The sequence below is a fragment of the Hoeflea sp. IMCC20628 genome (genome assembly GCF_001011155.1).
GTDB lineage: Bacteria > Pseudomonadota > Alphaproteobacteria > Rhizobiales > Rhizobiaceae > Hoeflea.
On sequence record NZ_CP011479.1, the window covers coordinates 2,052,532 to 2,078,507 of the forward strand.

A 25,976-nucleotide genomic window follows, 5' to 3' on the forward strand; every position below is an offset into this window, starting at 1 on the left:
CGGCGGTTCAGGCCGTTTTCGCCGCCTGCCACAGCGCTTCCATTTCGGCCAGCGTCGCGTCGTCGGGAGTCTTGCCGAGCTTGGCCAGGCCTTTTTCCACAAAAGCAAAGCGGGTGCGGAATTTGGTGTTGGTGGCGCGCAGCGCGTTCTCGGGGTCGGCCTTCAGGTGCCGCGCCAGATTGGCGACGGCAAAGATCACATCGCCGAGTTCCTGTGTCGCCTTTTCCGTCTCACCGCTGGCGATCTCGGCGCGCAGTTCGGCAATCTCTTCCTCGATCTTGTCGAGCACCGGGCCAGCCGCGCCCCAGTCAAAGCCGACCTGCGAGGCTGCCTGCTGAAGTTTGAGCGCTTCCATCAACGCGGGCAGGGCGCGCGGCACGGTGGTCAGTTGTCCGGGCGTCTCTGTCTCCGGCAGTCCGCGGGCGGCGCGGCGTTTCGCCCGTTCACGCTTTTCCTCGGCCTTGATCTCGGCCCATTGCGTCTTGACCTTATCGGGCGTGTCGGCCTCGGACCGCTCGAACACATGCGGATGCCGGCGGATCATCTTGCGGGTGATGGCCTCGACCACGTCTTCAAAGGAAAACAGCTTCTCTTCCTCGGCCATGCGGGCGTGAAACACCACCTGCAGCAACAGATCGCCCAGCTCGTCGCACAGGTCTTCGGGATCATTGCGCTCGATCGCGTCGGCGACTTCGTAGGCCTCCTCGATCGTGTAGGGCTTGATGGTGGAGAAATCCTGCTTGATGTCCCACGGGCACCCGGTATCGGGATGCCGCAGCGCCGCCATGATTTCGATGAGGCCGGAAATGTCGCGTGATGGTTTCATCAGATAATGATACCCGAGCCGTGCGACGCCCGCGACTGTTCAGCCCCGGGCGCCCATATTGTCCACAACTCAGTCACGGTGCGCCACTCAGTTCAAGGGAATGACGTTGTCATCCTTGCTCGACTGGTAGGCGTTGGACAGATCGGCATAGCGGGCGCGGATGCGTTGCGCCTGATCGAGCAGTGGCTGTGCCTGGTCATCGGGCAGCGAGGCGATGATGCCGAAGATGCCGCGGCCGTGCCAGAAGGCGTTGTCGTGATTGTAGCCGCCCGGCTCCAGACCGAAGACTTCCTTGAGCATCTTGAGGTCATGCGGAATGGAAAAGCTGTCACGCGAATCCTGATGGCTGAAGAAATAGAAGAAATTGTCAAAGCCTGCCCAGGCAATGGCCGACATGCACATGGTGCAGGGTTCATGGGTCGACAGGAAAATCATGTCCTTGGTGGATTCATTCCTTGAAATCGGGCTCTCATAAAAACATTTCAGAAGATGAACTTCGCCATGCCAGAGCGGATTTTCCATCTCGTTGTTGGTCTGCGCCATGACCAGCGAAAGGTCGGATTTGCGCATCAGCGCGCCGCCAAAAATCTTGTTGCCCCTGGCCACGCCTTGTTCGGTCATCGGCAAGATGTCTTGTTCCATCACGTCGAGCAATCTGCCCACCAGTTCCGCGTTTTCGGTGATCTCCATAAAAAATGTCCGTTTTTGTCGTCTTACCGCATGAGCCTGAAGCGTCGCGGTTACCCATTCTCCATAACCGGCTTTCCGAGGTAAAAGAATATCCAGTTCAGCCAAACGGCACATGTTTGTTCCTTCATTTGTTTCGTCATTATCCTGAAAATGGCTCCAACTCAGGAGTTTGACGGATATGGCGACGCAAACAGCGCAATTGACGACATTCCCCGCCTTCATGCGGGTCGACGCCCGCAAGGTAGCAATCTTCGGCAATGGCGCGGAAGCTGCAGCCAAGGCGCGGCTGCTTGCCAATACCTCGGCCGATATTTCCGTCTATGCCGACTCGCCGGAAGCCGAGCTGATCGACAGCCTGTCGCGGCTGGCAATCTCCCCGATCCGGCAGGCCTATGAGGCCGCACAGATGGATGGTTCAACACTTGTATTTGCCGCCACCGGTGACGCGGCGCAGGATCGCGCCATCGTCATGGCCGCACGCGAGCGTCGGATGCCGGCCAATGCCGTCGATCAGCCTGATTATTGCGATTTTCTGACTCCGGCGCTGGTCAACCGCGCACCAGTGGCGATTGCAATTGGAACCGAGGGCGCAGGCCCGGTTCTGGCGCAGATGATCCGCGCCCGCATCGACCAGATGCTGTCGCCATCGCTCGGAACGCTGGCGCGGCTTGCATCGGATTACCGTGTTGCCGTTGACCGGCTTTTGCCGCGTGGCGTAGCGCGGCGGGTGTTCTGGCGGCGGTTTTTCGAGGCTGATGTCGCCACCCATGTCGACAATGGTGATGTGTCGCTGGCGCGACGCGCCGCCACCCGTATGCTGCGCGGTCGTGAACCCGTGCCGGGCCATATCTGGCTGGTCGGCGCAGGCCCTGGCGCCGAGGATCTGCTGACGCTTCGCGCCCAGCGGGCCATGATGGAAGCCGATGCGATTGTCTATGACGCGCTGGTGCCGGAAACGGTTGTGGCGCTTGGCCGCCGTGATGCCGAGCGCTTTGCCGTCGGCAAACGCAAGGGTTGCCATTCCAAAAGCCAGAACGAGATCAATGATCTGCTGGTTCGTCTCGGCCGCGAAGGCAAGCGTGTGGTGCGGCTCAAATCCGGCGACCCGCTGATTTTCGGACGTGCAGGCGAAGAAATGGCAGCATTGCGGGACGCCGAAATCTCGTTCGAGATTGTCCCTGGCATCACTTCGGCATTTGCCGCTGCTGCAGATTTCGAACTGCCGCTGACCCTGCGCGGCGTGGCCTCGTCACTGGTGTTTACCACCGGCCATGATCTCACTGGCGCGGCACTGCCCGATTGGGCCCGACTGGCCGTCTCCGGCGCGACGCTCTGCGTTTATATGGGGCGCACTGTTGCAGCCAGTGTTGCCGCGCGGCTGATTGACGCCGGACTGCCGGCTGACATGACCGTGGCAATCGTCGAAAACGCCTCGCGTGGCGATCGTCGCCTGTTTCATGGCACGCTCGCCGATCTGCCCGCACTTGAAAGCCGCACCGAACTTGCCGGACCGGTGATGGTGGTGATCGGCGATGCCGTTGCAGGCGCCAATTTCGAGCATTCCACACCGATTGCAGCCGGACAGCACCATGGTGCCACCGCCGCCCAAACCCAAGCCGCCTGAGGAAACATCCATGAAAACCGCCCCGATCAAAACCAAGGTTCTCACCGCAAATCGTCTCACCGATGGCATTTCAGTCTGGCTCGGCGCCAATGGCGAATGGGTGTTTTCGCTGAAAGACGCCTACCTCGCCCGCCACGAGGAAGCCGTGGTCGCCATCACGGCAGCCGGTGACCAGGCGCTGGCCGACAATCGCGTGGTCGATGTCAATGTCATCGATATCGAGGAGACTCCAAGCGGGCCGCGTCCGTTCAGGCTGCGCGAACGCATCCGTGCAGACGGACCGACCATTGATTACGCGCCGGCGTCCGCCGTGCGCGCTTCCGTCGCCGCTTAAGGACTTTGTGATGTACCGCTACGATGAATTTGACCATGCCTTTGTGGCCGCACGTGTCGACCAGTTCCGCGATCAGGTCGAGCGCCGGATGTCCGGTGACATTACGGAAGATGCGTTCAAGCCCTTGCGGCTGATGAACGGCGTCTATCTGCAACTGCATGCCTATATGCTGCGTGTCGCCGTGCCCTATGGCACGCTCAATTCGCGGCAGATGCACAAGCTCGCCCACATCGCCCGCACCTATGACTGCGGCTATGGCCATTTCACCACGCGGCAGAACATTCAGTACAACTGGCCCTCATTGTCCGACATTCCGGCCATTCTCGAGGAACTGGCAAGCGTCGAGATGCATGCGATCCAGACCTCGGGCAATTGCATCCGCAATGTCACTGCTGATCATTTTGCCGGTGCGGCCGCGGACGAGGTTGCCGACCCGAGGCCCTATGCAGAGATCCTCAGGCAATGGTCATCGGTGCATCCGGAGTTCTCATTCCTGCCGCGCAAGTTCAAGATCGCGGTGACCGCAGCCGAGCGCGATCGGGCGGCAATTCAGACCCATGACATCGGCCTGCAGCTTAAAAAGGACGATCAGGGACGGCTCGGCTTCGCTGTCTGGATCGGTGGCGGGCAGGGGCGCACGCCTCTATTGGCCAAGAAGATCAAGGACTTCCTGCCGGAAGCTGATCTGTTATCTTATACCACTGCGATCATGCGGGTCTACAATCTGCACGGCCGCCGCGACAACAAATACAAGGCGCGGATCAAGATCCTGGTGCATGAAACCGGGGTGGAGAAACTGACCGCCGAGATCGACGCCGAGTGGGCGCATCTCAAGGATGGCGTGCTGAAGCTTCCTGATTCCGACATTGCTGCGATCAATGCCTATTTCGAGCGGCCGAAGCTTGCTCCCCGCGCCGAAGGCTGGGGCGAACTGGCCGCATGGAAGAAGTCCGATCCCGGATTTGCGGACTGGATCGGCCGCAATGTCGCGCCGCACCAGCATCCCGACTACGCCATGGTGACGATTTCACTCAAACCCATTGGCGGCATTCCAGGTGATGCGACAGCCGAGCAGATGGATTCGGTGGCGCGTCTGGCCGAGGAGTTCGGCCATGACGAAATCCGGGTGACGCACGAGCAAAATCTGGTGCTGCCGCATATAGCGCTCGCCGATCTCGAGCCCTTGTACAGGGCGCTTCTGGCAGACGGGCTGGCCACCGCCAATGCCGGCCTGATCACCGACATCATCGCCTGCCCGGGACTGGACTATTGCGCGCTTGCCAATGCCCGCTCGATTCCGGTGGCGCAGGAGATTTCCAACCGCTTCGCCGACCCCGTCCGGCAGGCTGACATCGGCGATCTCAAGATCAAGATTTCGGGTTGCATCAATGCCTGCGGACATCACCATGTCGGCCATATCGGAGTCCTGGGCGTTGAAAAGAAGGGCGAGGAACTCTACCAGATCTCGCTTGGCGGGTCCGCCGACGAGAATGCCTCGATCGGTCAGATTACCGGCCGCGGTTTCGGTCCTGACCAGATTACCGACGCCATAGAGACCATCGTCGAAACCTATCTCGCCCATCGATCCGGTGCAGATGAGCCGTTCATCGATTGCTACCGCCGCATTGGCGCTGCTCCCTTCAAAACAGCGCTGTATGGCGGCGAAGCCGAGGCGGCTTGAGACAGACCCGGAGACTGAGATGACTGTCATTTGGACACAGAACGGGATTGTTGAAAATGATCCCTGGCTTGCATCGGACAATGAGGAGGCGCCAAAGTTTCTATCGCTGACCGAAGCGCTGGAGCATGCCCAGGACAATGCACCGTTCGGTGTAGTGCTGCAGCCTGCCGAAGACGTGCGTGAACTGGCGCCGGTGCTTGACCGGTTGGCGATCATCGCGCTGACCTTTCCGGCGTTCGCTGATGGCCGGGCTTTTTCGCAGGCCATGCTGCTGAGGGAACGACTTGGATACAATGGCGAATTGCGCGCAGCCGGCACTGTGTTGCTGGATCAGGTTCCGTTGATGCTGCGAACCGGTTTTGACAGTTTCGAGGTCACCCATGCACCAACGATTGCCCGACTGATCGAGAAGCGGTTGCCGGGCATTGATCTGCATTATCAGCCGTCAGCGGACCAGACCGTCGCCGGACAAAGCTACAGCTGGCGCCGTACGGCCACATTGAACGGCTGAACGGGGAGCCCACCATGCATATTCATGTCACCGATCAAACTGGAACCCGCCACACGCTTGAAGCACTGGAAGGGTTCCGGGTGATGGAGATCATTCGAGACTGGGGTCTCGACATCAAGGCCGAATGCGGTGGCGCCTGCGCCTGCGCCACCTGCCATGTCCATGTCTCAGACGACTGGACCGACAGGCTCTACCCGATCGAGGCTGAAGAGGAAGACATGCTCGACCAGGCTTTTGACGTGCGCGACAACTCGCGGCTGTCTTGCCAGTTGTTGATGTCCGAGGAGCTGGACGGCCTCGAAGTGACCCTGGCACCGGGCACGGAAACCGGAGACCGCGCCGCGGCCTGAGGCCATTGTGCATGCCCTGTGACATTGCTTTGCGCGGATTGTGGAGGCAGATCAAGGCATCGATGTTCAGATACTGCTCGATAGAGAGACTCGGTCAACGCCGCTTTACAGTGCGTAATCAGACGTATTCAAGCCCAAATTTTCGATCACAATGTGCGCAGCAACCAGACGCGCTCCCTGACATCATGGCCCTTGAACCCGCCGGCCACACCATCCGTGGCCAAGGTTGAAATGTCGTATCGGTCGCCGTAGCGCTGGATGACTTCGTCGCTCGGGATGGAAAACGGTGGTCCGTCCAGTTGTGATTGGTCGTACTCGAAGGTGATCAGCAACTGCGGAGCATTTCCGGTGATATCGGCAATGTGCGGCGCGTAAGCCATGCGCATGTGTTCGGGCAGGGCGACAAGAGCCGCCCGGTCAAAGACGGCGTCGACAGCTCCGAGCACGGTCGCGGTAAGATCGAAAATATCGCCGACGAATATGTCGATGCTGTCCGCGCTGTAGTGTGTCAGCTTCCCCAGATCTGAAATGGCCGGTTCAACGCCAAGGTCTTCAAACAATTGCTCAATTGCTAGTTCGCTGAGTTCCGCGCCGGCAACCCGGTGGCCTTGGGAGAGCAGCCAGGCGATGTCGAGAGTCTTGCCGCACAGCGGAACAAAGATACGACCGTTTTCCGGCACCGCCAGAGCCGGAAAATGCGTGACCAGCAGCGGGTTGGGTTCTCTTTCATGAAAGCCGATGCGGCCGCTTTCCCAGCGGTCATGCCAAAAGCTGTGTTCCATCTTTGGTCCTCTCAGAAAAACAGCCGCCACAGGATCGGCAGCAGAATGGCTGTGGCCAGCGCGTTCAATCCCATGGCAAGGCCTGAGAAGGCACCGGCCAGCTCGTTGACCTGAAGTGCGCGCGCCGTGCCAATGCCGTGGCTGGCGGTGCCGAGCGCCAGTCCGCGGGCGCGCCAGTCCTTCACGCCGATCAGCGTAAGCAGCGGCGGGCCAAGGACCGCGCCCATGATGCCGGTCAGGATCACCAGCACAGCCGTCAGCGACGGCAACCCGCCCAGTTGCTCGGTGATGCCCATGGCGACAGGTGCGGTGACTGATTTCGGGGCCAGCGACATCAGCGTCTCACGGCTTGCGCCGAGAAGCCAGCCGAGGCCGACCGCCGTGCCGATGGCTGTGAGCGAGCCGCACAACAGGCTGGTGATCAGCGCCAGCGCCGAACGCCGCACCCGGTCAAACTGCCGGAAGAGTGGGATCGCCAGCGCCACGGTTGCGGGGCCGAGCAGGAAATGCACGAATTGCGCACCCTCAAAATAGGTCTCGTAAGTCGTGCCGCTCAGGGTCAACAGGCCGACAACGACGATCACAGCCGTCAGCACCGGATTGAGGAAGGGCTTGTGGCCGGAACGGTCGTAGAGCCACGTGCCAGCCTGGAACGCAGCAAGCGTCAACGTCAGGAACAGCAGCGGACTGGCGCTGAGATAGACCCAGACTTCCGAGATGTCAGCCATTGGGCGTGTCTCCGTCCTCAGCCGCACTGGCGCGGGCAAGCCGGCTCATCACCAGTCCGGTCACGGCGATGGTGGCCAGCGTCGAGCCGACCAGTGCCACCGAGATCGGCAGCCAATCCTGCCCGAGCAGACCAAAATGGGCCATCACCCCGACACCGGCCGGCACGAACAAAAGTGCGAGATTTTTCAGCAAGCTGTCGGCGACGGCGCCGATCTCTTCGGGCACCCCGCCCTTGATGGCGAGCAGGGCGAACAGGATCACCATGCCGGCGACCGGGCCGGGAACCGGCAACCCCAAGAACCGGGTGATCAGTTCGCCGGCCAACTGGCAGCTGAGAATGAGGGTGAGGGCTGTAAGCATGAGCGGCAACCTGTCAAACAAGAGACGTCGGGCAGGTGAGATAGTGTCAGATTCCCGGGTCTCACCCCAGCCTCTTTATGACAGTGCCCCGATGCCGGCTGCAAGCACGGCGTAGCGCCCGATCTTGCCGATCGAGACCAGCAGCAAAAACCGCCATAATGGCTCACGCATGATGCCTGCCACCAGTGTGAGCGGATCGCCGATGATCGGAACCCAGGCAAGCAGCAGCGACCAGTAGCCGAAGCGCTGGTACTGCTGTTGCGCGCGGGCCAGTTGCGCCTCTCCGGCCGGGAACCATTTCCGGTCGCGAAACCGCTCGACGCCGCGGCCGATCAGCCAGTTGAGGACAGATCCCAGGATATTGCCGAGGCTTGCCACGGCAATCAGCGCCACCACCGGCTGGCCGCCGGCCAGGATCAGACCGGTCAGGACGCTCTCGGATTGCGCAGGAACCAGCGTGGCTGCCAGAAAGGCAGCAAGAAACAGGCTGGCATAAGCGAGAAGGTCGATCATGTCGGGCGGGCCTTTGTCTGACGGGCGCGGCAATGCCGCGCCGGTCCTGCCTACAGCTCCGTGCCTATGAAGGGAACCCGATTGCCCTCATGTGATCCCGCCGGGTTCTATCCGCGCATACGCTCGAAAGCTGTCAAGGCTGGATCAATGGTGTCCCATGCATGGCCGCGAACGGCGTAGGTAAGCGCCTGCGGGTGGAACTGGCCGGGGTCATCAAGGCTGGTGGCTGGAACCGTAAACAGCTCCGGCATGGCGACAAAGGTCAGATAGGCCGGTGTCCCGCAGGTCGGGCAGAAGGCATGGACCTTCTCGTTGCCGCTGTCACCCGAGACTCGCCAGGTGCTGGCCTCACCCTTCACCGTCACATCGGCGCGGCTGGGAAAGGTGAGGTAGGAGCCATGCCCGGTGCCGCTTCGCTTCTGGCAATCGCGGCATTGGCAGTGGTTCTGAAAGATCGGCTCACTGCTGGTCTGATAACGGATCGCGCCGCAAGCGCATCCGCCGCTATAGGTCTTGTTCATGATCAGTCTCCTCTGGTCGGTGTTGAAAATCTGAACCCGGGAAAAGTGGCGCGATGCCAAGGCCGGACAGGGGGCGCGCAGTCACATCCGAGGCTCAGAGCGGATTGAGCGACGGTTCAGGGCAATCACTCGGGCATGCACGCCGGCATAGGCAGGCTTGTCGGCAAACAGCGCCATGTAATTTTCCCGCCAAAGCGTGTCGAGGATGGTCTCGGCCCTGCCATTGATGGCAGTCTGAAGCCCCTGGCGCGTCTTTGCCGTGTCATAGTCGCTGCAATAGGCAGGTGTTGACGGTTGTTGACGCCAGGAAGCTTCCAGCCTGCCGCCATCAACAGGATCAAGCCCGGTCTCATTGACCAGATCCATGACGATCTGCTTGCCCCGGGCGTCATCGCAAGCAACGGGGAGAGCCAGCCGGTTCGGGGCACCTTGGGGTCTTCCCAGTTCGGCAAGGGCGTGAAACATGATGCTGTTGAACGCCTTGAAGATCGGACGCCCGAGTTCACCTGAGACCCAAACACTTTCCGGTATACCGGCATCGATGTCCCCGATGCGGGGATCGCGTATATCGAGGTAATAATTGGCGGTGTCGATGATCACCACATCCTGGGCCACGCGAATTGGCGACCCGGACGCTGTGTCCGTTGCTGCTCCATTTTGTGACCAGGGTGCCGCCGATCTCGCCGATGCCGATGATCCCGATCTTCACGGCCTCAGCCCTCGATTTTCGGCTTAGCAAAGACGTCGATCGGCGTGCCGGTCTCCAGGTATGATTTGAGGCTCGACAGCACCACCGGCCAGCCCTTGGAGATACCGTTGGCCATGCCGCTTCCGGCTTCAAGCTCGTCATGACTGACGGTCAGACGGACCATAGTCTCATATTCGACGATCTCGAAGGTCACCCGGCTGTGAGCCCGCGGTTCGGAGGCCTGCGAAGCATTGGCCCAGCTGATGACGAGGCGTGACGGTGGAGAAGTTTCGATGACTTCGCCGACGAGTTCGACCGTGCGCTCATCATTGGCTCGGACATGTTCCCATCTCGATCCGGGCTTCCAGTCCGACACATTCTCGTGGCCCCAGTAGCGGCTTGCGATTTCGGGTCGGGTGATGGCCTCGAACACCTTTTCAGGCGTCGAACGGATGTAGGTCACATAGACAAAGCTGGTTTTCTCTTTACTCATGGTCACTCTCCTTCAAGTTCCTGTTTGAGATCGTGCAGCAGGCTCAGCCGCTGCTGTTCGAATTTGCGCACCCAGCGCTCGTAGACTTCATGCAGCGGCACCGGGTTGATGAAATGCAGCTTCTCCCGGCCGCGCTTGACCGTGCTCACCAGGTTGGCGTCCTCCAGCATCCCCAGATGCTGCGTCGCGGATTGCCGGGCCATGTCGAGGCCCTCACACAGCTCGCTCAGCGTCTGCCCGTTCTTCTCGCAAAGAAGGTCGAGCAGCAATCTGCGGGTCGGATCACCCAGCGCCTTGAATACCTTGTCCGTGTCGTTCGTCGGTTTTGTTGTCATAGCGGATAATATGCAGGTAAATACCTGCATGTCAAGTTGAGGAGTCCACCGAGGCAGAAGCCTTTTACCAGAGGCCTGAATCCACACAGGAAGACCTTGGCATACAGCCTGACGCCGTCCCAAAATTCACAATAATTTCATACGAATGGAAGGGTAGGGCATCGTTCATTTAATGGTATAAATAGCACGCTATGCAGTATAGCATAGCGTGCTATTTACTGTTATAAGGAGAAATGACATTCAATAAATCCCGCTCGGCCGGCGTTCTGGCCAATGAATTGGCGCGCCTCTACACAGCCGAGTTGCAAACACGAATTGCTCCCTACGGCCTGTCGCCGGCGCAGTTTCTTGTCCTGAGCGAATTGTGGAGCGAGGATGGACAGACCCAGCGTAACCTGACCGAGCGGCTTGGCGTTGAACAGGCAACGATGGCCAACACGCTGGCACGTATGCAGAGGGATCACCTGATCGAGCGAAAGCCGCATCCCGATGACGGGCGCTCGCAGCTTGTCTGCCTGACCGACGCGGCGCGTGCGCTTGAGGCGTCTGCCACTGCCGCAGCGGTGCAGGTCAACGATCGTGTGCTTGAGGGGCTGCCGCTGGCTGAACGGGAGTTGTTCTTGAGCATGCTGGGGCGTGTGGTCACAGGAATGCGGGGGCGGGATGCCATTTCGCCGCTGTAATCGCCTGCTCTTGCGTCATCAAAGGGTTTCCCAACGGGTTTAATCGGAGTAGGCACGCGATGTGCCTGTTTTCGGCGCGTGTTTCCTCCTTTTTTTGCCAACCGGGACCAATCATCATGGATAATATGCGCGGCATTTTGCTGATGGTTCTCGGAATGGTGGGATTCGCCGCCGAGGACATGTTCATCAAGCTGGCCGCATCGGGCTTGCCGGTGGGGCAGATATTGGTGGTTCTCGGATTTCTCGGCGCACTGGTCTTTGCCATCTATGCCCGTCTCGCTGGCACCAGCGTGTTTTCAAAAGGCTTTTTCCACCCGGCGGTGCTGCTGCGAAATCTCAGTGAAATGCTTGGCGGCCTGTGTTTTGTCACCGCATTGACGCTGATTCCGCTGGCGACGCTGACCACGATTTTGCAGGCGACGCCGCTGCTGGTCACCATGGGTGCGGCATTGATCCTGGGCGAGGCTGTAGGCTGGCGCCGCTGGACCGCCATTCTGGTCGGCTTTGGTGGCGTATTGCTGGTCATTCGTCCGGGGCTTGAAGGATTTGAACCGGAAGTGCTGTGGGCCGTGGCGGGCGTTATCGGCCTGGCGACGCGTGATCTGGCCAGCCGCAAGGTTCCTAAAGCCATATCCTCGCTGCAACTTGCTGCCTGGGGTTTCTTTGCCGTTGGCGTGTCGGGCGCCGTACTGCTGGCCATCACTGGCGGCGCCGAAATGCCGACACTGCGTGAAGGCAGCTATCTCACCGGCGCGCTGGTGGTTGGCGTGGGCGCCTATTGGGCGCTGACCGAGGCCACCCGCATTGGCGAGATCGGTGTGGTGACGCCGTTCCGCTATGTGCGGCTGGTATTTTCCACCATCATCGGCATTCTGGTGTTTGCCGAATTCCCGGATTTCTACACCCTCGTCGGCGCCTGCATCATCATCGCCACAGGGATCTACACCATCATGCGCGAACGCACGCGCCGCCGCCAGGAAGCCGCAAAAGCAAGGGTCTCCGCCGCCGCTCCGGGCGAAGCCATGCTGTAAGGGCAGGGCTCGCAGGAGCCCTGCGGCGGCTATTTTCCGTAGCGCGCTTTCAGGTGGGCGATGAAATGGGCCGGATTGAGCGCTTCGCCGGTGGCGTTGCGCAGGATCTCCGGCGTCGAGGCGGTTGACGCCTTTGACCAGATATTGTCACGCCGCCAGGCATTGACCTGATCGAAATCACCGACCGCAATCTGCTTATCGACGTCCGGATTGGTCTTCAGGATCGCCGCCCATTGCTGCGCAGCCATCAGCGCGCCCAGCGTATAGGACGGGAAATAGCCGAACGAGCCCGACGGCCAGTGCACGTCCTGCATCGGGCCGTTTTTCGGGTCGTCGAGTGTGGCGATGCCGAGCGAGGCCTGCATCCTGGCGTCCCAGGCCTCCGGAAGATCCTTGACCTCAAGCCGGCCCGACAGCAGATCCTGCTCGAGTTCATAGCGCAGGATCACATGCAGCGGGTAGGTGACTTCGTCGGCGTCGACCCGGATCTTGCCGCGGTTGACCTGGTGTACATGAGGCAGGATATCCTCCATGGTCCAGGATTCCTTCAGATGCGCGTCGACCAGCGGCAGCGCGAAACGCCAGAAGGCAGGATTGCGGCCGATCTGCTTTTCGACAAACAGGCTCTGGCTTTCATGGATCGACATGCCGCGCGCCTTGCCCGACGGCCAATGGCTCCATTGCTTTGGCAGGTTCTGCTCATATAGCCCGTGGCCTGTTTCGTGCAGAATGCCCATCAGCGCCGACAGGAACTCGTCGGTGCGATAGCGTGTCGTCATTCGCACGTCGCTCGGCACCCCGCCGCAGAACGGATGATCCGATACCGACAGGCTGCCGTGGTTCATGTCGAACCCGACGGCCTGCATCATTGCAAGCCCGAGCGCCTTCTGCCGCTCCACCGGATAATCACCCGACAGCGCCTTGAGCGGCCGCTTGGCGAGCTTTTCTTCCTGAACCGAGAGAGCCTCGGGCACGAAGTCCACCAGGAACGTCTTGAGTTCAGAGAATACCGGGTTGATGGCGGCAGTCCGGTTGCCGGGGTCAAATTGCTCCATCAGCGCATCATAGGGCTCAAGGCCAAGCACCTCGGCGCGCATCGCGGCTTCCTCGCGCATCATCGCGACGACGTCCGCAAGCGCCGGCTGGAAAACGTCCCAGTCGCCACCGGGCCGTGCCTTGCGCCACAATTGCTCCGACTTCATGCTGGTCCGCATTTTGCGCTCGACGAAATCCGAGGGCAGGCAGGTCATGTTGATGTAGCTGCGCTCAAGCTCGCCGATGGCAATTTTCTGTTCTGCGCTGAGGTCTTCGGCCTCGGCGGCATCCAGCCAGTCGCGCACCTGCGGATCAGTGGCCTGACGATGATACATGCCAGACAATGTCGCCATCGCTTCAGCGCGGCTCTCGCCACCGCCTGGCGCCATGTTGGTTGCTTCATCTGTTCCCAGAATGGACAGCGCATGGTCGAGCGCGCTCAGAGCGCGGCAATGTTCATCAAGCTTGGCAAAGGACATGCGGGGGAACTCCGGAGGATTGGGACTGTGATGCGAGATAGGACAACCGCTCATTGCTCGCAAGGGCAAAGCAGCGGCTGGGATGAAAGCAACCGCGCGGGCGCATGATTGAGCGTACCCCTCTGCAGCAAAACAAAGATCGCATAAGATGGATTATGGAACTACGAGGTATGAAACCGTTGATATGTCTGACATCGCCTCAGCCTTGAGAATCACAAGAAAATCATGGGCATGCATGCGTTTTCCACCACCATGCGCGAGATTGGCTGACCGATTGACCGATGGCAAGTGTGTGTGGGACGAGAATGTGATTAAGTCCATTGGAAATAACTACACCAGATGGATTGCCACCAGCTTGGCGCGAGACAGATGAGGACTTCATGCTTGAAGGATTGCGGATCATAGAAATCGAAGGCCTTGGCCCGGCGCCGTTCGCCTGCATGATGCTGGCCGATCTCGGCGCGGACGTCATCGTGGTTCATCGCAAGAACGGCCGTCCGGCGCCGGGTATGCCGGAACGCTCGCTGATCGATCGCGGCAAACGTTCGATCGAGCTGGATTTGAAATCGGCGGACGATGTGGCGACGCTTAAGGCGCTTGTGCGTCGGTCAGAGGCGCTGGTCGAAGGATTTCGGCCCGGTGTCATGGAACGGCTTGGCCTGGGACCGGACGATCTGTCCGCGATCAACCCCGACCTTGTTTATGGCCGCATGACCGGTTGGGGCCAGAGCGGACCGCGCGCGCAGACTGCCGGTCATGATCTCAATTATGCCTCGGTCTCCGGTGCTGCCTGGTACGCCAGCAATCCGGGCGAAACGCCATTTACGCCGCCAACGCTGGTCGGCGATATTGGTGGTGGTGCGCTGTACCTGGTGGCAGGTATTCTGGCTGGCGTGATGGCAGCACGTGCCGGGCGTGGCGGCACGGTGGTTGATGCGGCCATTGTCGATGGATCAGCGCATATGATGAACCTGTTGATGGCGCTGGCGCAAACTGGCGGTCTGTCGATGACGCGCGGCCAGAGCATGCTGGATGGTCCGCATTGGAGCCGCTGCTATGTCTGTGCGGATGCTGGCTATATCTCTGTACAATGTTTTGAGCCGAAATTTTATGCAGAATTTCTCTCGCGTCTCGGGCTCGGTGATGATCCCGTTTTTGCCTCGCAATTTGATGCGGCTGCATGGCCACGACAAACGGCACTGATGGCGGGGATCTTTGCCAAACAGCCGCGCGCCCATTGGGAAGCTCTGTTTGCCGGCTCGGATGCATGCGTGGCCCCTACCCTTAATCCGCTTGAATCCGCCCTTGAGCCACACATGGCGGCACGCGGTGTCTGGCAAGATGTCGATGGCGTGCTTCAGGCTGCACCGGCGCCGCGGTTTTCCACCCGGCAGCAGACCGGTCTACGCGTTATCCCGGCGCGCGGTGAACACACCGATACTGTTCGGGATTGGCTGGAAACGGACTGAACCCTGAAAGCGCTCACCTCGTTGAATTGGCGCCATTTGATCCAATTCAGCCATAAGTTTGAGGGCAGGCCGGTACACAGGGGCACTTTGACCCCTGCCCTTGTCGGCTGGAATGTGCGTTTTCTGGCATGAGTGTTGCCGCAGCACGGATGATCAGGCGTGGCGCTTGCCTTTAGACGCGCTATCCTGCTTTTGCCCGCGCCTTTGCAGCAGGATTGTCATCTCATTCACAGGCAGCGCCTTCGAATAGAGATATCCTTGTCCAAGTACGCACCCCCGTTCCACCAGCAGATCAGCTTGCGCCAGGGTTTCGATGCCTTCCGCAATCACGCGGATGCCCAGCCGCTTGGCGATATGGAGAATACCTTCGACAATGCCGGTGCCGACGTCCTCAGGACCCAGACGGTCAACAAAGGACTTGTCGATCTTGATGATATCGACAGGAACAGTAATCAGGTGGGTCAGCGATGCGAAACCGGTGCCAAAATCGTCGAGAGCGACCTTGAACCCTGCATTGCGAAGTTCGCCGATCTCATCTGCAACTCTGTGATCTCTTCCTCCGAGATAAACCGACTCTGTCACTTCCAGAATCACGTGATGAAGCGGAACATTTTCCAGTGCGAACGCGGTTTCGAAGATTTCCTGGAGGTCAGTGCCTCTGAAATCAGCGGCCGACAGGTTGATGCCGACATGTTGAAAGGGGATGCCCAGCCGGAGCCAGTTGCCCACATCGCTACTGATGCATTTGATCATGTTCCGCGTCAGGTTTGCCGCGACCTGGGCATCCTTGGTGGCCTCGTGAAATTGTGCCGCCGGGACGATTGTTCCGTCACTCAAGCGCATGCGCGCCAAGGCTTCAACGCCAACCACTTCCCCGGTATCGATGCGAACGATCGGTTGATACCAGGCTTCGATCCGGTCTTCTTTCAATGCCAGAGCGACATTCTTGATAGCTTCCGACCGCCTCGATATCGCAGACGCAATCCCTGCATCATAAAACGCAAAGCTCCCCCGGTTCACTTCCTTGGCATTGTAGAGAGCTATATCCGCATGATGATGGATATCGGCAACAGAACAGACTTGATCGGACCGGGCGATGCCGATTGTGGCAGTTGGCAGGATTGTGTGCCCCCCACACACCGCTGGCTGGCCGGTCCTGGCAACGATCTGTTTGACGATCTTCTCGATCTGCGTCCGGTCGTGTTTGTCGAGAAGAACCGCAAATTCGTCGCCTCCCAGGCGATAGGCCAGCGAGGGGGCGACTGCGCTTTGCAATCGTGACGCAACTGTCGAGATCAAGTCGTCACCGGCGGCATGTCCGAATGTGTCATTGACGGACTTGAGATTGTCGACGTCGACAAGGAGCAGCGACCAATCATCCGTCGGTCCATACGTCTTCACAGTCTCACCGAATTTTCCGCGGTTTGGCAGGCCTGTCATCGCATCGGTAAAGGCGAGGCGGCGATGCTCTTGCAATCGCTCGTGACACTCAAGTGCAATCATGCAGAGAGGCAGGCAGCCCACAACAATGTTCTGCTCCAGCTGAGTTGGTCCCCTGGGCTCGCGAAAATACAGTGCAAGTGTGCCAAGTACGGTTCCCTTGCTGCCAAAGATCGGACTGGAACAACAGGCTGGCAGCCCGAAGGACAAAGCCAGGTCCTTGTAGGATGCCCAGCGCGGATCGTTCTCGATGTCTGTGACATCGACACTATCCTGCAGAAATGCCGCCGTTCCGCAGGAGCCTACCGAGGGGCCGATGGAAAGATTGTCGAGCGCGGCCGAATATTGCTCCGGGAGACTTGGTGCGGCGCAGGGATGCAGCAGACCATTGTCATCGAGGGTCAGGATCGAGGCATAGCAGCCGGGCAACAGCAGTTCGACCTCGCGGCAGAGACGCGTCAACATCATGCCAAGTTCGTCGCCTTGCGCGACCATTTTGAGAATGGTGTTTTGCAGTCCGACCAGCATGCAAACCTCCTTGAGCGAAAGAAGCATTTAAGCCGGTCTACGTTGAAAACTGCTTAAAAAAGTGGATCCGATTACTTGGAAAGCGCAACATCAGGGCCAAAATATAACTGGTAACAATTGACTGGACTGCCGTATTTGCCGGTAATCACCTGCGGTTTAACCGACCGGATGACGTGGCAACCGGTGGTTTCACTCAATCATTCAGCTCAAATTCGATTGTCAGGCCGTCATAGGCCGGCTCGACCCGGTCCGGAGTTTCTGCGAGCACGGTATCGTAATCAAGTGGCACATGCATATGGGTCAGGATCGCCCGCTTCGGATTGAGCTTCTCGATCCACCACAATGCCTGATCAATCGACAGATGGCTCGGATGCGGTTTGTATTGCAACGAGTCGATGATCAGCACATCGAGATTCTGAAGCTTCTCGACGGTCGGGCGCGGAAAATCGCTGACATCGCAGCAATAGGCCAGATCGCCAATGCGGAACCCCAGAGACCGGATTGACCCATGCGCCTGATCCAGCGGCTGCACCTTGATTGTACCGCCTGCTCCGGTCACCCGGATTGGCTCATCCAGCGAGGTGATCAGGGTCGGCCTGGTGATCGGCGGGTATTCGCTGCCCGGCGGTGTTTCCAGAACATAGCCGAACCCGGCACGGATGCGGGCCATGGTCTCGGGGTCGGCATGGATCGGAATCCGCGTGCGCTGCGACAGCGCAAAGCTGCGCAGATCGTCAATTCCATGCACATGATCAGCGTGGGAATGCGTGTAGAGCACCGCATCGATGTTGCGCACCCGGCTTGCGAGCATCTGGGTGCGAAAATCCGGTCCGGTGTCGACCACAATGGTGGTTTCACCACCATCGGCTCCAATCTGCCGGATCAGAAGCGCTGCGCGACTGCGGCGGTTTTTCGGGTTGTCCGGATCGCAATTGCCCCAGTCGCCATTGACCCGCGGCACCCCCGGTGACGAAGCGCAGCCCAAAATGGTGAATTGCAAACGAACCAGACCGGTCACAGCGATGGCATCTTCGAAAAGCAGCGAAAAGCGTTCTCGGTCGTAATCTTGGCCATCTCCTCGTAGGAGACGCCTTTGACTTCGGCCAGAACTTCCGCCGTGTTGACCACGTAGGATGGCTCGTTGCGCTTGCCGCGCCAGCGTTTGGGCGCAAGGTATGGCGCATCGGTTTCAACCAGCAGACGGTCCATCGGCACGGTTTTGGCGATGTCGCGCAGCTCGGTAGATTTCGGAAACGTCAGGATGCCCGAGAAGGAAACGTATCCACCAAGCGCCACCCCGGTATCTGCCAGCGCTTGCCCTGCCGAAAAGCAATGCAGAATGAAAGGGAAGGCCCCCTTCCCTGTTTCTTCGGTCAGGATGGCGGCCATGTCTTCGTCGGCGCTGCGGCTGTGGATCACCAGCGGCAGTTGCGTGCGCCGTGCCGCTTCAATGTGACGCCTGAAACCGGTCTTCTGGTCCTCGGGCTTCTGTGTGTCATAGAAATAGTCCAGACCACATTCGCCGATCGCCACCACTTTTGCATTGGCTTCGGCCAGACGCACCAGATCATCTGCCGTCACATCGAGCTCTTCATCGGCATTGTTGGGATGGGTGCCGACAGAGCAGAAAACGCTCGGATAGCGTTCGGTCAGCGCCAGAAGTGTGTCGAGTTTCCTGACCCGGGTCGAGATTGTCACCATCTGCTTGACGCCCGCGGTGTGTGCGCGATCAACCAGTTGGTCGCGTTCGGCATCGAAATCGGCAAAATCGAGATGGCAATGGCTGTCGATCAACATTCGGCTCACGCCTCCTCAGGCGCGACATAGCGCGGGAAGATCGGCGTGGGCTTGTCGATCGGTGTGCCGGCTGCAAGCCGCCCGACCTCACCAAGGGCCTTGAAATCGCGCTTGTCAGCCGGTGCGGCGACCAGATCGAGCAGCTTGCCTGCAGATTCCGGCATGAACGGCAGCAACAGGATCGAAATCTGGCGCACGGTTTCCGCCGTGACATAGAGCACGGTTTCCATCCGCGCCGGATCGGTCTTTTTCAGCGCCCAGGGCTCATGACTGGCAAAATAGCGGTCGCCATCGGCGACGACGTCGATGATCGAGGCCAAGGCTTTGTGGATCTGGAAATTCGCCATATCGGCGCGCACGCTTGCAATCACCGTGTCTATGGTGCTCAAAAGCGCCCTGTCGTCGTCGGTCAAGGGACCGCAGGCTGGCATCTTGCCATCGCAGTTCTTGTTGATCATCGACAAGGACCGACTGGCGAGATTGCCAATGCCATTGGCGAGATCGGAATTGATCCGCGTGGCAATCGTTTCAGGGCTGTAGCTGCCATCCTGCCCGAACGGCACTTCGCGCATGAAGAAATACCGAACCTGATCAAGCCCGTAGGCCTCGATCAAGGCGAACGGATCGACGACATTGCCGATCGACTTCGACATCTTCTCGCCCTTGACCAGCAAGAAACCGTGCGCGAACACTTTTGCCGGAAGCTCCAGTCCGGCCGACATCAGGAAGGCCGGCCAATAGACGGCGTGGAAGCGGACAATGTCCTTGCCGATCATGTGGACAGCAGGCCAGTAGTTCCACTTGTCTGAAGCCTCGTCAGGGAAGCCGCAGGCCGTGATGTAGTTGGTCAGCGCGTCAACCCAGACATACATGACATGCTTGTCATTGCCCGGTACCGGAACGCCCCAGTCAAATGTCGTGCGCGAAATCGACAGGTCTCTCAGGCCGGTTTTGACGAAGCTTGCCACTTCATTGCGCCGTTCTGCCGGCGCCACGAAATCCGGGTTTTTCTCGAACAGTTCCAGCAGCTTGTCTTCATAGGCCGACAGCCGGAAATAATAGCTTTCTTCCTCCACCCATTCGACGGGTGAGCCAAGCGGTTCGCGGCGAACACCATCTTCACCAAGTGTGGTTTCAGCCTCGTCGAAATAGGCTTCCTGCCGCACGGAATACCAGCCGCCATAATTGCCCAGATAGATATCGCCATTGGCTTCCATCCGGCGCCACAATTCCTGCACGGAAAGCTTGTGACGCTCTTCGGTGGTGCGGATGAAATCATCATTGGAGCAGTTGAGCTGAACCAGCATGTCGCGGAACACGGCTGAGTTCTTGTCCGCGAGCTCAATGGGCTCGATGCCTTCCTTCTCGGCGGTCTGCTGCATCTTCTGGCCGTGTTCGTCGGTGCCCGAAAGAAAGAACACATCCTTGCCGTCCAGCCGCTGGAACCGCGCAACAACATCCGTTGCGATCGCCGTGTAGGCATGGCCGATATGCGGCACCCCGTTGGGATAGAAGATCGGTGTGGTGATGTAATAGCGTTCGGTGTTCATGGTCGCCTTCAGATGCAATGTCTTTACGAGGATCCGCATGCTGATCCGCATTTGTCGTCGTCATAAGCGATAATGCCGTCTGATGCCATGCCCCTGTGCGCTGTGATCTACCCGAAAAACAGCGAAAACACGTGCAGCACCGTCTGCTTGCGGTCGAGATTGTAAGCCGCAGCCGTGGCAAAATGCTCAACCAGCACGGTTGAAAGATTTGCCAGCCGGTCGGCTTCCGCCAAATCGCCAGATACGCCGGCCTGACTGGCCATGACCCGAACCCGGTCGACAGCCAGTTCGGTGAAGAAATGGTAGGCCACGTCGCGGTCTCGAGCGGCCAGCGTTTCGGCCAGCTTGTATATCGGCTCGCGGTTGTCGAGGCTGCCACGTTCGAGAATGTCGACGAAAGCCTCGGCAATGTCGACGCCGCCATAATTTCTCAGCATCAACGCCCGCGCCACACTGCCTTCGCTCAACTGGATGATCGAATCGGTTTCGCCAGGCGCGGCGCCAAGATGGCCAAGCGCAAGGTCCAGATCCGGCGCCGAAAGCGGCTGCAACCTGAGTGACAGGCAGCGCGAGCGGATGGTCGGCAAAAGCCGCCCCGGTGTATGCGACAACACCAGGAATAGGGCGCGCTTTGGCGGCTCTTCGAGGATCTTGAGAATGGCATTGGCGGCGTTGCGGTTGAGATCGTCAGCCGGATCTATGATGGCGATCCGCCAGTTTCCGGTTCCCGATGTCTGGCCAAAAAATTTGGACGAGCGGCGCACCTCGTCGACTGTGATGACGGATTTGACCTTGCCGGTCTTCTCGTCCACCGGACGGGCCAGATGCAGCACATTGTGGGAGGCGCCGCTGGCGATCTGACGGCCAACCGCATCATCGGGATCAGGGTCAGCAATATGTTCGGGGGCGGCGAGCGGATCGGGATAGGTCAGCACATGGTGGGCGAAGCGGTAGGCCAGTGTTGCCTTGCCGATCCCTTCCGCGCCTTCGATCAGAATCGCATGGTGCATCCGCCCGGACCGGTAAGCATTGGCCAGAAACGTCTGGGCAGGGTCATGGCCGAAAAGCGCCGTGTTGCGTTCAGGCGGTATGGCGCCCTCCAGCAAACCCGGTTGCGCATCTTTCATATCTTTCGATCCTGCGCCGGCGCGCCGGTCTCGCTGGTATCGAGCACGGGCTCAACAGCGGCCAGGATCGCAAGCGCCACTCCATCCTGCGATCGGCTGGCATCAATCAGTTTGCAGCGGTCCGGCTCTTTCTGGGTCAATTCAAGAAAAGCCTCGCGGCGTTTTTCGTGGGTCGACAGTTCCTCTTTTTCGAAACGGTCGGGGACTGCGTCCTTGTTCTCGCGCGCCTTGGCGCGGCGCAAACCGGTTTCGGCCGGCAAATCCAGCACCAGCGTCAGGTCGGGCGTCATGCCATTGATGGCAATACGTTCGAGATTGCGGATGAATTGCGGCTCGAGATTGCCTGTCACCCCCTGATAGACCCGGCTTGAATCCATAAACCGGTCGCAAAGAACGATGGTCCCCTGATCAACTGCAGGACGGATCACCTCTTCGACATGATCGCTGCGCGCGGCGGCAAACAGCATGGCCTCCATGCGAACGCCGAATTCTTCCGCCGCACCGGACAGCAGTACATGCCGCACGGCCTCTGCGCCGAGCGAACCGCCGGGTTCACGCGTGACCAGCACATCATGCCCGCGGCGGCGCAGCATATCGGCCAGCCGATGGATCTGGGTCGACTTGCCGACCCCCTCCCCGCCTTCAAAGGTTATGAAGCGCCCTGTGCTTTTCGTCACGTTCTGCTTTCCCGGCCATTTGACGCGCATTGAGCGCCCGAAGCCTGTTGATGAATCTCCCCGGCATAACCGGATCGTTCGTGTCTAGAGCATTTTGGTTTGGAAATGAACGCTTGCAAGGCCAGTTATAGCCAGAATTGCGCGAGTTCGAGCAGTGCGTCGAGCGCTTGTGTATGCAAGGGGCCCTTGTCAACAGCTTCGGTGACGTAGAGAGGTGTTTCCTGGGACAGCGTGTCGCCGATATAGACCTTCAGGACGCCCACTTCTGCTCCCGCTTCAAGAGGCGCGCGCAACGGCCAGCGATAGGTGATTCGCGCTGACAACCGGTCCGGATTGGTGATCGGCATGAAGATGTCGATACCGCCCTTTGCCTTCACAATCGCCTTGCCCACCCCGCCATAGACACTGAGTTCGCCAATGGTTTCATCCTTGGCAAACAGGGTTTTGCGTTCGAACGCACGGATGCCCCACTCCAGCATCTTGCGTGATTCCTCGGCGCGCTCCCGTTCACTGGCCATTCCGCCCATGGCCAAAAACAGCCGCCGCCCTTCGCGGTTGATCGACGCAACGATGCCGTAGCCGGATTCCTCCGTAAAACCGGTCTTCAACCCGTCGACGCCGATATCAAGCCGCAACAGCGGATTGCGATTGCGCTGCAATATCTTGTTCCAGGTGAAGTCTGTTTGCGAATAATAGCGGTAGAACTCCGGATAGGTCGACTGGATGTGACGGGCCAGCGTGACCAGATCCTTCATCGTGACTTTGGAGTCCGGATGCGGCAAACCGCTCGAATTGCCAAACACCGACCGGGTCAAGCCGATGTCGCGAGCGCGTTCCGTCATCAGCCGGGCGAAATTGTCTTCAGATCCGGCCATGCCTTCGGCGATGATGATGCAGCCATCATTGGCCGATTGCACAATCACACCTTGAATCAGGTCAACCAGGGGAATGGATGACTTGAGCTCGGCAAACATCGTCGAGGTGCGCGATGCCGCCCCCCCGGTCCTCCAGGCGTTTTCGGAGACCTGAAATGTGTCATCAAGGGTCAGCCGGCCGGTGTGAATGGCATTGAACACCACTTCCATGGTCATCAACTTGGCAAGGGAGGCTGGCGGCACCAGATCATTTTCATTCTTGGCGAACAGCACCGTGCCGGTATCAGCGTCGATCAGATAGGCCTGTTCAGCCCGCGTTTCAAAAAGCTGTGCCTGCACCGGCGCTGCTAACCCGCAGACCAGCAGCGTCAAGGCAACCAACAGGCGGGCAAGGACCAACCGTGACATTGAAGCCATCCATCGACGGAGAAATTCGTATTTGCGCCAAACTAGCAATCAAGCCGGATGGGATCAATGCCTTGAGAGAATTGAACAATGGCGTTGTCGAAGATGGCTCTGGTCAGGAGTGAGACTGGCATGACCAAAATGCCGGCGGCTACGGGAACTTTCAGCGCTGTTGTGCTGGCGTCCCGAGTACCACGTCAAACCGACGCTGCGATGCAACCACACGCCCGCCCCAAAATGCCATGCCGACATCGCGCAGATCTGTTGGCTGGTCGATTGCCGCCAGCGGGGTCTCGAACGAAGGTCGATCAATCAGCACCGGACCGATGGAGGGCAGTGCAAAACCGGTTGGAATATCCGAAACAGACCCGAATGCCATGCTCGCCACACCGGGCTGGAACGCGGTCGCAGCCCCGACAGCGGCCGGAGGCACCCTCCCCTGCGATCCTGCATTTACGCCAGGCAATGCCGAATCCACAGAGTTCATTGCCATCATAACGCCGGTTGCGATGACGCCGCCTGCAGGTGCGTCGGAACCGCCAGGCCGGTAGCTTGCCATCAGATAGCGCGTATCATCGCCCTCGACCGGCGCTCGTCCCACATATTCAACCCGGACTGCGGCTACGCCCTCCTGTTTCATATCAAGCAGTTCGGCCGCCTGACTGGACACGTCGACAATGCGCCCGTGCGCAAAGGGCCCCCGGTCATTGATCCGGATGACGACCGAATTACCGTTCTTTTTATTGGTAACACGCGCATAACTCGGCAGCGGAAATGTCGGATGCGCTCCTGACAAATGGAACTGGTCATAAATCTCGCCGTTGGCGGTCAACCGGCCATGAAAGTTGGGACCATACCAGGAGGCGAGGCCTGCCTTGTCGTAATTTTCGTCTTCCTTCGGCGTGTACCACTTGCCCCGAACCCGGTAAGGCTTGCCAACCATTGCGCGGCCGCCACCCTTCTTCGGACGTTTGGCCGTGCTCATGCGCGGGCTGGCGGCGACGCCATACTCCGTGACCGAAAACTTGGTTTTGGTATTGATGTGCGACGGCGAAGACTTCGACTTCGAGTTTGACGTCGAACCACACCCGGCGACGCCAAGCGCGAGAAGTGCGAGCACGGAAATACGGGCTGCAACGCGCAGCCCTGCCCCGGTCTGATAGATCAATTTGTGTCCCACATCGCTACTCGATACTCTGGCTGTCGCCAATGTGGCCTGGCAGTAAGTCCCCTGCAAAGCCGTCCCCTTCGATCAATGCGTCCGATGTCCTAATCGGAAGTTTAGATCGCCCGGCAAAATGGCAAAATTGCGTTGAGTGCCAACTTCATATGGCCAATGCGGTCAACATGGTCAACAAAACATGAAGACTGAGGGCTTTCTTCCATCAAACGCGCGGTATTCTAGCCATCGATGCGCGCCTTGCCACGACGGCCATCATCGCGGATCCAGTTCAGCGTTTGCTCGCCGGTCTTTTCGATTCGGAAACAGGTGGCTTTGCCGCCATACCAGGTCGGCCACTGCTGGCACAGATTTTCGCCTTTCACCCACCAGCGGCCATTTTCAGTCGGCGCCAGGAACTTTCCCAGGCCGAGCGATGTACCATCACCGGTGACAATTCCGGACCTCTTGTAGTTGAGCGGAAACTCGCCGCTGAAGGGCGTGGCCAGATAGACCAACTTGCCGTTGACAAAGCGCTTGAGCTCGGAGCCCGTCAACCATTCGGCGCTCAACGCTGCCGGAGCAAGAGCGACGGCCAGCAAGGCGCCAAGACCGAGTGATTTCATTTTGTGCGACATGACCACCTCCATGTGTATTGTCTGTGAAGCAATACGCAGGTGGAGGCATATTGGTTTCATTGCCGGCTCGTATTTCGTCTCCGCGTCGACATCCCAGCGGGAACAGGCCCCGGTTCGCGCCTTGCCCGGGCAGAGCAATTTCGCTGCCGCCCACCCTTCCCCTGCACCTGACAATACCCATCACCGGGTAATCGGTTAGCCGGCAGCTCAGCCAGACGTGGCTCAAACCATATCCAAAGGTACAGCCGCGGTTGCGTCTTGATAACCAAACCAGCTGACGCTTCATGTCGAAACCAGTTGACGCCACGCGCGATGCAGAGATAAAAGCGCGCCAACCGCATTGAGGCAACACGTTGCCAGAACCGTCAAGTCAGACGGGGATGGATTGATTTGGCCCCGATACCCCCGGAGGGGTGGCCGAGCGGTTTAAGGCACCGGTCTTGAAAACCGGCGTGCGGGAGACCGTACCGTGGGTTCGAATCCCACCCCCTCCGCCACAACCATTTGAATTATCTTATCAAAATCAGTTGACGGCTCTTCGGAGCTTTTGGAGTTGCCTGCAACATTGTCAACATGAGCTGCAACAATGCTGCGACTTCAGAACTGTTGCAGAATGGCTAATTCACTGTTGCAGGCGACCTGGAGA

At 59.2% G+C, this 25,976-nt stretch carries 30 protein-coding genes and 1 tRNA gene; 10 read left to right on the top strand and 21 right to left on the bottom strand.

Going from position 1 to position 25,976, the window contains the following annotated elements; translation table 11 throughout:
- Positions 1–7: 7 nt before the first annotated feature.
- Together mazG and IMCC20628_RS09745 are read right to left on the bottom strand one after the other, a co-directional pair.
- Entirely contained in the window at positions 8–826 is an 819-nt protein-coding gene (gene mazG, locus IMCC20628_RS09740; protein ID WP_047030054.1) for a nucleoside triphosphate pyrophosphohydrolase, read from the bottom strand.
- A gap of 87 nt (positions 827–913) precedes the next feature.
- Positions 914–1,516: a nucleoside deaminase gene (locus tag IMCC20628_RS09745; protein WP_047030055.1), complete on the bottom strand. Its 603-nt coding sequence runs from the start codon at positions 1,514–1,516 to the stop codon at positions 914–916.
- 178 nt (positions 1,517–1,694) lie between these two features.
- Here IMCC20628_RS09745 and cysG point away from each other — a divergent pair, with 178 nt between their 5' ends.
- The 5 genes from cysG to IMCC20628_RS09770 are packed head-to-tail and all read left to right on the top strand — an operon-like array spanning position 1,695 to position 6,016.
- On the top strand, positions 1,695–3,140 hold the full coding sequence (cysG, locus tag IMCC20628_RS09750) for a siroheme synthase CysG (protein WP_047030056.1): 1,446 nt from the start codon (positions 1,695–1,697) through the stop codon (positions 3,138–3,140).
- A gap of 25 nt (positions 3,141–3,165) precedes the next feature.
- Positions 3,166–3,474 (top strand): DUF2849 domain-containing protein, encoded by a 309-nt coding sequence (locus IMCC20628_RS09755; protein WP_156174663.1) that lies wholly within the window; start codon positions 3,166–3,168, stop codon positions 3,472–3,474.
- A gap of 10 nt (positions 3,475–3,484) precedes the next feature.
- A complete protein-coding gene (locus IMCC20628_RS09760; protein WP_047030058.1) occupies positions 3,485–5,155 on the top strand; it encodes a nitrite/sulfite reductase in 1,671 nt (556 codons plus the stop codon).
- Between the two features lie 19 nt (positions 5,156–5,174).
- Entirely contained in the window at positions 5,175–5,666 is a 492-nt protein-coding gene (locus IMCC20628_RS09765) for a DUF934 domain-containing protein (protein ID WP_047030059.1), read from the top strand.
- A 14-nt stretch (positions 5,667–5,680) separates the two neighbouring features.
- Complete coding sequence (locus IMCC20628_RS09770) at positions 5,681–6,016, top strand: 2Fe-2S iron-sulfur cluster-binding protein (protein ID WP_047030060.1); 336 nt, start codon at positions 5,681–5,683, stop codon at positions 6,014–6,016.
- Between the two features lie 146 nt (positions 6,017–6,162).
- Here IMCC20628_RS09770 and tmpT read toward each other — a convergent pair whose 3' ends face one another.
- The 9 genes from tmpT to IMCC20628_RS09810 form a co-directional block, all read right to left on the bottom strand.
- Entirely contained in the window at positions 6,163–6,798 is a 636-nt protein-coding gene (tmpT, locus tag IMCC20628_RS09775; RefSeq protein WP_047030061.1) for a thiopurine S-methyltransferase, read from the bottom strand.
- 11 nt (positions 6,799–6,809) lie between these two features.
- The gene (locus tag IMCC20628_RS09780; RefSeq protein WP_047030062.1) at positions 6,810–7,526 is read right to left on the bottom strand and encodes an LrgB family protein; all 717 of its coding nucleotides are present in this window, start codon (positions 7,524–7,526) and stop codon (positions 6,810–6,812) included.
- Entirely contained in the window at positions 7,519–7,887 is a 369-nt protein-coding gene (locus IMCC20628_RS09785; RefSeq protein ID WP_047032434.1) for a CidA/LrgA family protein, read from the bottom strand. The genes IMCC20628_RS09780 and IMCC20628_RS09785 overlap by 8 nt, the downstream gene beginning before the upstream one ends.
- A gap of 75 nt (positions 7,888–7,962) precedes the next feature.
- Positions 7,963–8,400 (bottom strand): YqaA family protein, encoded by a 438-nt coding sequence (locus IMCC20628_RS09790; protein ID WP_047032435.1) that lies wholly within the window; start codon positions 8,398–8,400, stop codon positions 7,963–7,965.
- 107 nt (positions 8,401–8,507) lie between these two features.
- A complete protein-coding gene (locus IMCC20628_RS09795) occupies positions 8,508–8,921 on the bottom strand; it encodes a GFA family protein (protein WP_047030063.1) in 414 nt (137 codons plus the stop codon).
- A gap of 81 nt (positions 8,922–9,002) precedes the next feature.
- Positions 9,003–9,521 (bottom strand): hypothetical protein, encoded by a 519-nt coding sequence (locus IMCC20628_RS09800; protein WP_245307910.1) that lies wholly within the window; start codon positions 9,519–9,521, stop codon positions 9,003–9,005.
- Entirely contained in the window at positions 9,424–9,630 is a 207-nt protein-coding gene (locus IMCC20628_RS25615; protein ID WP_245307911.1) for an NAD(P)-binding domain-containing protein, read from the bottom strand. The genes IMCC20628_RS09800 and IMCC20628_RS25615 overlap by 98 nt, the downstream gene beginning before the upstream one ends.
- Before the next feature lie 4 nt (positions 9,631–9,634).
- On the bottom strand, positions 9,635–10,102 hold the full coding sequence (locus IMCC20628_RS09805; protein WP_047030064.1) for an SRPBCC family protein: 468 nt from the start codon (positions 10,100–10,102) through the stop codon (positions 9,635–9,637).
- Positions 10,103–10,104: 2 nt separating this feature from the next.
- Positions 10,105–10,467: a metalloregulator ArsR/SmtB family transcription factor gene (locus IMCC20628_RS09810; protein ID WP_245307912.1), complete on the bottom strand. Its 363-nt coding sequence runs from the start codon at positions 10,465–10,467 to the stop codon at positions 10,105–10,107.
- A gap of 203 nt (positions 10,468–10,670) precedes the next feature.
- Here IMCC20628_RS09810 and IMCC20628_RS09815 point away from each other — a divergent pair, with 203 nt between their 5' ends.
- Positions 10,671–11,120: a MarR family winged helix-turn-helix transcriptional regulator gene (locus IMCC20628_RS09815; protein ID WP_047030066.1), complete on the top strand. Its 450-nt coding sequence runs from the start codon at positions 10,671–10,673 to the stop codon at positions 11,118–11,120.
- Positions 11,121–11,236: 116 nt separating this feature from the next.
- Positions 11,237–12,151 carry a DMT family transporter gene (locus IMCC20628_RS09820; RefSeq protein ID WP_047032436.1) on the top strand — a complete coding sequence of 305 codons (915 nt, stop codon included), beginning with the start codon at positions 11,237–11,239 and terminating at the stop codon, positions 12,149–12,151.
- A gap of 29 nt (positions 12,152–12,180) precedes the next feature.
- Here IMCC20628_RS09820 and IMCC20628_RS09825 read toward each other — a convergent pair whose 3' ends face one another.
- Entirely contained in the window at positions 12,181–13,665 is a 1,485-nt protein-coding gene (locus IMCC20628_RS09825) for a carboxypeptidase M32 (protein WP_047030067.1), read from the bottom strand.
- Between the two features lie 380 nt (positions 13,666–14,045).
- On the opposite strand from IMCC20628_RS09825, the gene IMCC20628_RS09830 reads away from it, so the two are divergent.
- On the top strand, positions 14,046–15,134 hold the full coding sequence (locus tag IMCC20628_RS09830) for a CaiB/BaiF CoA-transferase family protein (RefSeq protein ID WP_047030068.1): 1,089 nt from the start codon (positions 14,046–14,048) through the stop codon (positions 15,132–15,134).
- Between the two features lie 153 nt (positions 15,135–15,287).
- On the opposite strand, the gene IMCC20628_RS09835 is transcribed toward IMCC20628_RS09830, so the two are convergent.
- From IMCC20628_RS09835 to IMCC20628_RS09865, 7 genes are all read right to left on the bottom strand, one after another.
- On the bottom strand, positions 15,288–17,102 hold the full coding sequence (locus IMCC20628_RS09835) for an EAL domain-containing protein (protein WP_047030069.1): 1,815 nt from the start codon (positions 17,100–17,102) through the stop codon (positions 15,288–15,290).
- Positions 17,103–17,295: 193 nt separating this feature from the next.
- Positions 17,296–18,120: an MBL fold metallo-hydrolase gene (locus IMCC20628_RS09840; protein ID WP_047030070.1), complete on the bottom strand. Its 825-nt coding sequence runs from the start codon at positions 18,118–18,120 to the stop codon at positions 17,296–17,298.
- Positions 18,117–18,899: a TatD family hydrolase gene (locus IMCC20628_RS09845; protein ID WP_047030071.1), complete on the bottom strand. Its 783-nt coding sequence runs from the start codon at positions 18,897–18,899 to the stop codon at positions 18,117–18,119. Before IMCC20628_RS09845 ends, IMCC20628_RS09840 begins: the two co-directional genes overlap by 4 nt.
- 5 nt (positions 18,900–18,904) lie before the next feature.
- On the bottom strand, positions 18,905–20,449 hold the full coding sequence (gene metG / locus IMCC20628_RS09850) for a methionine--tRNA ligase (RefSeq protein WP_047032437.1): 1,545 nt from the start codon (positions 20,447–20,449) through the stop codon (positions 18,905–18,907).
- A 107-nt stretch (positions 20,450–20,556) separates the two neighbouring features.
- The gene (locus IMCC20628_RS09855) at positions 20,557–21,576 is read right to left on the bottom strand and encodes a DNA polymerase III subunit delta' (protein WP_047030072.1); all 1,020 of its coding nucleotides are present in this window, start codon (positions 21,574–21,576) and stop codon (positions 20,557–20,559) included.
- Positions 21,573–22,283, bottom strand: a complete 711-nt coding sequence (gene tmk / locus IMCC20628_RS09860; protein WP_047030073.1) for a dTMP kinase — start codon at positions 22,281–22,283, stop codon at positions 21,573–21,575. Before tmk ends, IMCC20628_RS09855 begins: the two co-directional genes overlap by 4 nt.
- Before the next feature lie 95 nt (positions 22,284–22,378).
- The gene (locus tag IMCC20628_RS09865; protein ID WP_156174465.1) at positions 22,379–23,536 is read right to left on the bottom strand and encodes a D-alanyl-D-alanine carboxypeptidase family protein; all 1,158 of its coding nucleotides are present in this window, start codon (positions 23,534–23,536) and stop codon (positions 22,379–22,381) included.
- Between IMCC20628_RS09865 and IMCC20628_RS25790 the strand changes: the two genes are divergently transcribed.
- Positions 23,530–23,658, top strand: coding sequence for a hypothetical protein (locus tag IMCC20628_RS25790; protein ID WP_280949431.1), 129 nt, complete (start codon positions 23,530–23,532; stop codon positions 23,656–23,658). The genes IMCC20628_RS09865 and IMCC20628_RS25790 overlap by 7 nt on opposite strands.
- 38 nt (positions 23,659–23,696) lie before the next feature.
- On the opposite strand, the gene IMCC20628_RS09870 is transcribed toward IMCC20628_RS25790, so the two are convergent.
- Both IMCC20628_RS09870 and IMCC20628_RS09875 read right to left on the bottom strand, forming a co-directional pair.
- On the bottom strand, positions 23,697–24,701 hold the full coding sequence (locus tag IMCC20628_RS09870; RefSeq protein ID WP_052766373.1) for a septal ring lytic transglycosylase RlpA family protein: 1,005 nt from the start codon (positions 24,699–24,701) through the stop codon (positions 23,697–23,699).
- A 233-nt stretch (positions 24,702–24,934) separates the two neighbouring features.
- Entirely contained in the window at positions 24,935–25,330 is a 396-nt protein-coding gene (locus tag IMCC20628_RS09875; protein ID WP_047030074.1) for a hypothetical protein, read from the bottom strand.
- A gap of 407 nt (positions 25,331–25,737) precedes the next feature.
- Between IMCC20628_RS09875 and IMCC20628_RS09880 the strand changes: the two genes are divergently transcribed.
- Positions 25,738–25,827 (top strand) — tRNA-Ser (locus IMCC20628_RS09880).
- The last annotated feature ends 149 nt before the right edge of the window (positions 25,828–25,976 follow it).

What these genes read in the sequence shown, in the direction of transcription:
- mazG (WP_047030054.1), bottom strand. Translation starts at nt 826, where the DNA reads ATGAAACCATCACGCGACATTTCCGGCCTCATCGAAATCATGGCGGCG.
- IMCC20628_RS09745 (WP_047030055.1), bottom strand. Translation starts at nt 1,516, where the DNA reads ATGGAGATCACCGAAAACGCGGAACTGGTGGGCAGATTGCTCGACGTG.
- cysG (WP_047030056.1), top strand. Translation starts at nt 1,695, where the DNA reads ATGGCGACGCAAACAGCGCAATTGACGACATTCCCCGCCTTCATGCGG.
- IMCC20628_RS09760 (WP_047030058.1), top strand. Translation starts at nt 3,485, where the DNA reads ATGTACCGCTACGATGAATTTGACCATGCCTTTGTGGCCGCACGTGTC.
- IMCC20628_RS09765 (WP_047030059.1), top strand. Translation starts at nt 5,175, where the DNA reads ATGACTGTCATTTGGACACAGAACGGGATTGTTGAAAATGATCCCTGG.
- IMCC20628_RS09770 (WP_047030060.1), top strand. Translation starts at nt 5,681, where the DNA reads ATGCATATTCATGTCACCGATCAAACTGGAACCCGCCACACGCTTGAA.
- tmpT (WP_047030061.1), bottom strand. Translation starts at nt 6,798, where the DNA reads ATGGAACACAGCTTTTGGCATGACCGCTGGGAAAGCGGCCGCATCGGC.
- IMCC20628_RS09780 (WP_047030062.1), bottom strand. Translation starts at nt 7,526, where the DNA reads ATGGCTGACATCTCGGAAGTCTGGGTCTATCTCAGCGCCAGTCCGCTG.
- IMCC20628_RS09785 (WP_047032434.1), bottom strand. Translation starts at nt 7,887, where the DNA reads ATGCTTACAGCCCTCACCCTCATTCTCAGCTGCCAGTTGGCCGGCGAA.
- IMCC20628_RS09790 (WP_047032435.1), bottom strand. Translation starts at nt 8,400, where the DNA reads ATGATCGACCTTCTCGCTTATGCCAGCCTGTTTCTTGCTGCCTTTCTG.
- IMCC20628_RS09795 (WP_047030063.1), bottom strand. Translation starts at nt 8,921, where the DNA reads ATGAACAAGACCTATAGCGGCGGATGCGCTTGCGGCGCGATCCGTTAT.
- IMCC20628_RS09805 (WP_047030064.1), bottom strand. Translation starts at nt 10,102, where the DNA reads ATGAGTAAAGAGAAAACCAGCTTTGTCTATGTGACCTACATCCGTTCG.
- IMCC20628_RS09810 (WP_245307912.1), bottom strand. Translation starts at nt 10,467, where the DNA reads ATGCAGGTATTTACCTGCATATTATCCGCTATGACAACAAAACCGACG.
- IMCC20628_RS09815 (WP_047030066.1), top strand. Translation starts at nt 10,671, where the DNA reads ATGACATTCAATAAATCCCGCTCGGCCGGCGTTCTGGCCAATGAATTG.
- IMCC20628_RS09820 (WP_047032436.1), top strand. Translation starts at nt 11,237, where the DNA reads ATGGATAATATGCGCGGCATTTTGCTGATGGTTCTCGGAATGGTGGGA.
- IMCC20628_RS09825 (WP_047030067.1), bottom strand. Translation starts at nt 13,665, where the DNA reads ATGTCCTTTGCCAAGCTTGATGAACATTGCCGCGCTCTGAGCGCGCTC.
- IMCC20628_RS09830 (WP_047030068.1), top strand. Translation starts at nt 14,046, where the DNA reads ATGCTTGAAGGATTGCGGATCATAGAAATCGAAGGCCTTGGCCCGGCG.
- IMCC20628_RS09835 (WP_047030069.1), bottom strand. Translation starts at nt 17,102, where the DNA reads ATGCTGGTCGGACTGCAAAACACCATTCTCAAAATGGTCGCGCAAGGC.
- IMCC20628_RS09845 (WP_047030071.1), bottom strand. Translation starts at nt 18,899, where the DNA reads ATGTTGATCGACAGCCATTGCCATCTCGATTTTGCCGATTTCGATGCC.
- metG (WP_047032437.1), bottom strand. Translation starts at nt 20,449, where the DNA reads ATGAACACCGAACGCTATTACATCACCACACCGATCTTCTATCCCAAC.
- IMCC20628_RS09855 (WP_047030072.1), bottom strand. Translation starts at nt 21,576, where the DNA reads ATGAAAGATGCGCAACCGGGTTTGCTGGAGGGCGCCATACCGCCTGAA.
- tmk (WP_047030073.1), bottom strand. Translation starts at nt 22,283, where the DNA reads ATGCGCGTCAAATGGCCGGGAAAGCAGAACGTGACGAAAAGCACAGGG.
- IMCC20628_RS09865 (WP_156174465.1), bottom strand. Translation starts at nt 23,536, where the DNA reads ATGTCACGGTTGGTCCTTGCCCGCCTGTTGGTTGCCTTGACGCTGCTG.
- IMCC20628_RS09875 (WP_047030074.1), bottom strand. Translation starts at nt 25,330, where the DNA reads ATGTCGCACAAAATGAAATCACTCGGTCTTGGCGCCTTGCTGGCCGTC.